Origin of the sequence: Burkholderia sp. E168m23, assembly GCF_016586125.1 — a bacterium.
Taxonomy (GTDB): domain Bacteria; phylum Pseudomonadota; class Gammaproteobacteria; order Burkholderiales; family Burkholderiaceae; genus Burkholderia; species Burkholderia orbicola.
This window is the reverse complement of sequence record NZ_BCPP01000426.1, coordinates 1-5,858: the sequence shown is the minus strand read 5'-3', so window position 1 is coordinate 5,858 and position 5,858 is coordinate 1. Positions and strand designations below refer to the sequence as shown.

Annotated in this window: 4 protein-coding genes and 2 pseudogenes; 4 read left to right on the top strand and 2 right to left on the bottom strand. The window is 66.7% G+C overall.

The genetic code is table 11. The features are described 5' to 3' along the window. Positions 1 to 132, top strand: a pseudogene (locus JMF90_RS21030) (glutathione peroxidase); the annotation flags it as partial. 38 nt (positions 133 to 170) lie between these two features. Here JMF90_RS21030 and JMF90_RS21025 read toward each other — a convergent pair. Next, positions 171 to 650: pseudogene (locus JMF90_RS21025) on the bottom strand (MFS transporter); the annotation flags it as partial. A 218-nt stretch (positions 651 to 868) separates the two neighbouring features. Between JMF90_RS21025 and alr the strand changes: the two are divergent. The 3 genes from alr (at position 869) to JMF90_RS21010 (ending at position 3,743) form a co-directional block, all read left to right on the top strand. Continuing rightward, on the top strand, positions 869 to 1,939 hold the full coding sequence (gene alr / locus JMF90_RS21020; protein WP_011549524.1) for an alanine racemase: 1,071 nt from the start codon (positions 869 to 871) through the stop codon (positions 1,937 to 1,939). 11 nt (positions 1,940 to 1,950) lie between these two features. After that, on the top strand, positions 1,951 to 3,327 hold the full coding sequence (gene radA, locus JMF90_RS21015) for a DNA repair protein RadA (protein ID WP_011694314.1): 1,377 nt from the start codon (positions 1,951 to 1,953) through the stop codon (positions 3,325 to 3,327). A 149-nt stretch (positions 3,328 to 3,476) separates the two neighbouring features. Continuing rightward, positions 3,477 to 3,743 (top strand): DUF2866 domain-containing protein, encoded by a 267-nt coding sequence (locus JMF90_RS21010; protein ID WP_011549526.1) that lies wholly within the window; start codon positions 3,477 to 3,479, stop codon positions 3,741 to 3,743. 199 nt (positions 3,744 to 3,942) lie between these two features. Here JMF90_RS21010 and JMF90_RS21005 read toward each other — a convergent pair. Continuing rightward, positions 3,943 to 5,858: ATP-binding cassette domain-containing protein (locus tag JMF90_RS21005; protein WP_236598012.1), on the bottom strand; the 1,916-nt coding region annotated here is incomplete at its 5' end.

Here is a 5,858-nt window from a genome sequence, read left to right as displayed (position 1 = left end):
GACGAGGCGCCCGGCATTCTCGGCCTCAAGGCGATCAAGTGGAATTTCACGAAATTCCTGATCGACCGCGAAGGGCGCATCGTCAAGCGCTACGCGCCGTCCACCAAGCCCGATGAAATCGCAGCGGACGTAATAACTTCGTATAGCATACATTATACGAAGTTATACGAAGTATGGGCGATCACGTGCGATGCGATGTGCGGGCTGATCAGCGCGCCCCCGAGCACGGTGCCGAGGATGATCGAGCTGACGGTCGTGCCCTCGATCCAGCCGTTCGCGGCGACCAGCCGGTCGGCCGGCAGCAGTTCGGTGAGAATCCCGTATTTGGCGGGGGAGTAGGCCGCCGCGCCGAAGCCGACGATCCCGTACGCGATCAGCGGATGGGCGCCGAACAGCATGATCAGGCAGCCGACCACCTTGATCGAGTTGGTAATGAACATCACGCGGCCCTTCGGGCGCGAATCCGCGAACGCACCGACATACGCCGCCAACACCACATAGGACAACACGAAGAACAGCTTCAGCAGCGGTGTCATCCAGTTGGGGGCGTGGAGGTCTTTCAGCAGGGCGATGGCGGCGATGAGAAGCGCATTGTCGGCCAGCGACGAGAAAAACTGCGCGGCCATGATGGTGTAAAAACCTTTTTTCATCTGATGCGATGCTTTCGTCGCTGCGGCAGGGCCGCGTAGGCCGCCTGGTATGCGATCGGCTTATTCCGTTCGAAATGGGTTGTGCGCACGGCTTTATAACATGAAAATACGCGAATTCGGACTAGCAAGATTCCCCGATCGTTCCGCAAATTGTCGGCTTCGGTGCTCAAAAGGCGCGGTAAGCTGATGATTCGCAAGCGTCTTTACGTAAATTTCCCATGCCGCGCCCGATCTCCGCCACCATCCACACCGCCGCTCTCGCGAACAATCTCTCCGTCGTCCGCCGCTTTGCCGGCCCGTCCAAGGTCTGGGCGGTCGTCAAGGCCAACGCGTACGGCCACGGTCTCGCCCGCGCGTTTCCGGGCCTGCGCGGCACCGACGGCTTCGGCCTGCTCGACCTCGACGAGGCGGTGAAGCTGCGCGAGCTCGGCTGGGCCGGCCCGATCCTGCTGCTCGAAGGCTTCTTCCGCTCGACCGACATCGACGTGATCGACCGCTACAGCCTGACCACGACCGTCCACAACGACGAGCAGATGCGGATGCTGGAAACGGCGCGGCTGTCGAAGCCCGTTAACGTGCAGCTCAAGATGAACAGCGGGATGAACCGGCTCGGTTACGTGCCGGAAAAATACCGTGCCGCGTGGGAGCGCGCCCGCGCGTGCCCCGGCATCGGCCAGATCACGTTGATGACCCATTTTTCGGACGCGGACAACGAGCGCGGTGTCGCCGAGCAGCTCGCGACGTTCGAGCGCGGCGCGGAAAGCATCGCCGGCGCGCGCAGTCTCGCGAATTCGGCCGCCGTGCTGTGGCATCCGGATACGCACTTCGACTGGGTGCGGCCGGGGATCGTGCTGTATGGCGCGTCGCCGTCCGGGTTGTCGTCCGATATCGCGGACACGGGGTTGAAGTCCGCGATGACGCTTGCATCCGAGCTGATCGCGGTGCAGACGATCGGGAAGGGCCAGGCGATCGGTTATGGTTCGACGTTTTCGGCGCAGGCGCCGATGCGGATCGGCGTCGTCGCGTGCGGCTATGCGGATGGCTATCCGCGCGTGGCGCCCGAAGGCACGCCCGTGATCGTCGACGGCATCCGTACGCGGATCGTCGGCCGCGTGTCGATGGACATGATCACCGTCGACCTGACGCCGTGCCCGCAGGCCGGCGTCGGCGCGCGCGTCGAGCTGTGGGGCAACGCGCTGCCGATCGACGACGTCGCGCGCCATTGCGGCACGATCGGCTACGAGCTGATGTGCGCGGTCGCGGCCCGCGTGCCCGTGCGAGCGGAATAAGGGCGTCGCGCGTGGCCAAACAGAAAACCGTTTACGTCTGCAGCGAGTGCGGCGGACAGACCCCGAAGTGGCAGGGCCAGTGCCCGTCGTGCCAAGCCTGGAACACGCTCGTCGAATCGGTCGCCGAGTCGCCGGCCGCCCATCGGTTCCAGTCGCTCGCGAAGCGGGCGCCGGTGCAGCGGCTCGCCGACATCGAGGCCGCCGACGTGCCGCGCTTCTCCACCGGCATCGGCGAATTCGACCGCGTGCTGGGCGGCGGGCTGGTGCCCGGCGGTGTCGTGCTGATCGGCGGCGATCCGGGCATCGGCAAGTCGACGCTGCTGCTGCAGTCGCTCGCGGATATCGCGAACGAGAGGCGCGCCCTCTATATCAGCGGCGAGGAATCGGCCGCGCAGATCGCGTTGCGCGCGCAACGGCTCGCGTTGCTCGACGGCGGTGCGCCGGCGGCCGAACTGAAGCTGCTCGCCGAGATCCAGCTCGAGAAGATCCAGGCCGCGATCGATTCGGAGCGGCCGGACGTGGCCGTCATCGACTCGATCCAGACCGTCTATTCCGAGGCGCTGACGTCGGCGCCGGGCTCGGTCGCGCAGGTGCGCGAGTGCGCGGCGCAGCTCACGCGCATCGCGAAACAGTCGGGCACCGCGATCATCATGGTCGGGCACGTGACGAAGGAGGGCAATCTGGCCGGCCCGCGCGTGCTCGAGCACATCGTCGACACGGTGCTGTATTTCGAAGGCGACACGCATTCGTCGTTCCGGCTCGTGCGCGCGTTCAAGAACCGTTTCGGCGCGGTCAACGAGCTCGGCGTGTTCGCAATGACCGAGCGCGGGCTGCGCGGCGTGGCCAACCCGTCCGCGCTGTTCCTGTCGCAGCACGAGCAGGTCGTGCCCGGTTCGTGCGTGCTCGTCACGCAGGAAGGCACGCGCCCGCTGCTCGTCGAAATCCAGGCGCTCGTCGATACGGCGCACGTGCCGAACCCGCGCCGGCTCGCGGTCGGCCTCGAGCAGAACCGGCTCGCGATGCTGCTCGCGGTGCTGCACCGCCACGCGGGCATCGCAGCCTTCGACCAGGACGTGTTCCTCAATGCGGTGGGCGGCGTGAAGATCACCGAGCCGGCCGCCGACCTCGCGGTGCTGCTCGCGATTCACTCGTCGATGCGCAACAAGGCGCTGCCGAAAGGGCTGATCGTGTTCGGCGAGGTGGGGCTGGCGGGCGAGATCCGGCCGTCCCCGCGCGGGCAGGAACGGCTGCGCGAAGCGGCGAAGCTCGGTTTCACGTCCGCGCTGATTCCGAAGGCGAATGCGCCGAAACAGCCGATCGAAGGGCTGAACGTGATGGCCGTCGAGCGGCTCGAGCAGGCGATCGACCGCGTGCGCGATCTCGAATGAGCGGGCGGGGCCCTGGCAGGGGCCGTAGCGGGCCGGACGATCTGTCGCGTAATTCGCTGTAAAGAATATGTAGGCTGATGTAACCCGCCGGACATCGCTTTTCCCTATCCTTTGCCGGATTGTCGAACCGCGCAATGCGAAGGGAACCTATGTTGAAATCGTACGGGGAAGCGCCTGGCGGACGCCTTTACAACCTGCGCGGCTGCCGCGTGTCGGAGCCGATTCGCCAGCCGTGGGGCGGTGGATGCCGGATCGTCGAGTGGATCGACGAAGAAGGGCGGCTGGCGCGCAAGGTCGTGTCCGAGGACGTGTCGGAAGCCGAGGTCGCCGCTGCGATCCGCCGGCCGATCAAGGGGCGCCGGCACTTGATGGGCGATGACGAGCAGATGCCGCGCGACACGCTGCCGCGCCGCTGAGTGGGGGGCGCGGCCGACATACGGGCCGATGCAACCCCGCCAAACGCAGCAATGACGACGAGGCCGGGCCCGGGCGCCCGGCCTCGTCGTTTCCGGGTTCGGTGCGGCGGGGCGGATTAATGGGGCGTCGATGCCCGACGCCTCGACGCGCTACGTCGCCGATGACGCGCTCATCGCCGACGGCCCCGACGGCCGCCGTTCAGCCGATCTGCTCGAGTTCTTCCTGCACGGCGAGCCAGTCCGCCTCGACCGTTTCGAGCCGGGTCGTGACCTCGCCGAGCTTGCGGATCGCGTCGGTCAGTTCCGTCTTGCGCGCGGCTTCGTAGCTCGCCGGATCGGCGACGAACGCGTCGAGGCGCGCCTTTTCGGCGTGCAGTGCTTCCATTTCCTTCTCGAGCTTCGTGATGCGGTTCTGCAGCGGCTTCTTCAACTGGGACAGCCGTTGGCGTTCCTCGGCCGCCTGACGCTTCTGATCCTTGCGGTTGACGCCCGGATCGGCGCCCGCGGCTGCCGCGCTGTCGGCTTTCGCGGCCGCGCGCTGCTCGGCTGCGTGCTGCAGCAGCCAGTCGCGGTAGTCGTCGAGGTCGCCGTCGAACGGCTGCAGCCGGTGCTTCGCGACCAGCATGAACTGATCGGTCGTCGCGCGCAGCAGGTGACGATCGTGCGACACGAGGATCAGCGTGCCTTCGAATTGCGCGAGCGCCATCGTCAGCGCGTGGCGCGTTTCGAGGTCGAGGTGGTTCGTCGGTTCGTCGAGCAGCAGCAGGTTCGGCTTCTGCCAGATGATCAGCGCCAGCGCGAGGCGGGCTTTTTCGCCGCCCGAGAACGGCCCGACCGGGCTGGTCGCCATGTCGCCCGAGAAATTGAAGCCGCCGAGGAAGTCGCGCAGTTCCTGCTCGCGCGTGTCGGGCGCAAGCCGTGCCAGATGCGCGAGCGGCGAATCGTCTTCGCGCAGCGTTTCGAGCTGGTGCTGCGCGAAATAGCCGATCGTCAGCCCCTTGCCGTCGCGCACGTGCCCCGACAGCGGCGCGAGCGTGCCGGCCAGTGTCTTGATCAGCGTCGACTTGCCCTGGCCGTTGGCACCCAACAGGCCGATACGCTGGCCGTTCTGGATCGACAGCGCGACGCGCTCGACGATCGGGATGTCCGTTCCGTCGTCGGCGTGATAGCCGCAGCGGACGTCCTCCATCACCATCATCGGGTTCGGCGCGGCATCGGGCGTGCGGAATTCGAACGTGAACGGCGACGCGATGTGCGCGGGCGCGATCAACTCCATCTTCTCGAGCGCCTTCATCCGGCTTTGCGCCTGCTTGGCCTTGGTCGCCTTGGCCTTGAAGCGGTCGACGAAGCTCTGCAGGTGCTCGATCGTCTTCTGCTGCTTTTCGTACGCGCTTTGCTGCAGCGCCAGTTGCTGAGCGCGTAATACTTCGAACTGCGAGTAGTTGCCGCCGTAGCGCTTCACCTGGCGGTTTTCCAGATGCAGCGTGACGTTGCAGATCGAGTCGAGGAATTCGCGGTCGTGCGAAATCACGACGAGCGTGCCGGGGTAGCGATGCAGCCAGTCTTCGAGCCAGACGATCGCGTCGAGGTCGAGGTGGTTCGTCGGTTCGTCGAGCAGCAGCAGGTCGGAGCGGCACATCAGCGCCTGCGCGAGGTTCAGGCGCATGCGCCAGCCGCCGGAGAAGCTCGCGACGGATTCGCGCGTTTGCGCGAGCGTGAAGCCTAGGCCGAGCAGCAGCGCTTCGGCGCGGGCCGGCGCGGTGTAGCCGTCGGCATCGGCGAATGCCGCGTGCGCGTCGGCTTCGGCGGCGCCGTCATGCGCGGCCGACGCGGCGGCGATGCGGGCCTCGATCTCGCGCAGCGCGGTATCGCCGTCGAGCGTGTAGTCGAGCGCCGAGCGGTCGACCGCGGGCGTTTCCTGCGACACGTGGGCGATCCGCCACGACGGCGGCATCGAGAAATCGCCTCCGTCGGAATGCAGCTCGCCGCGCAGGACGGAAAACAGCGTCGACTTGCCGGCGCCGTTCGCGCCGATCAGGCCGGCTTTCTCGCCGGGATTGAGCACGAACGAGGTCGACTCGAACAGCGGCTTGGTGCCGCGCGCAAGGCTGAACT